This window comes from Salmonella sp. NW884 (assembly GCF_051700745.1).
In the GTDB taxonomy this organism is placed as follows: Bacteria; Pseudomonadota; Gammaproteobacteria; order Enterobacterales; family Enterobacteriaceae; genus Salmonella; species Salmonella enterica.
The window spans coordinates 1-215 of the sequence record NZ_JAMMDE010000065.1 but is presented as its reverse complement, the minus strand read 5'-3'; the positions used below and the strand labels follow the sequence as shown (position 1 = coordinate 215).

At 56.7% G+C, this 215-nt stretch carries 1 rRNA gene; it reads left to right on the top strand.

What is annotated here, in order from left to right:
• Positions 1-215: ribosomal RNA gene (locus tag NA197_RS23550) — 23S ribosomal RNA — on the top strand; the annotation flags it as partial.

The following is a 215-nucleotide window of genomic DNA, read 5'->3' as shown; positions in this document are numbered from 1 at the left end:
GTAATAGCTCACTGGTCGAGTCGGCCTGCGCGGAAGATGTAACGGGGCTAAACCATGCACCGAAGCTGCGGCAGCGACACTCAGGTGTTGTTGGGTAGGGGAGCGTTCTGTAAGCCTGCGAAGGTGGCCTGTGAGGGTTGCTGGAGGTATCAGAAGTGCGAATGCTGACATAAGTAACGATAAAGCGGGTGAAAAGCCCGCTCGCCGGAAGACCA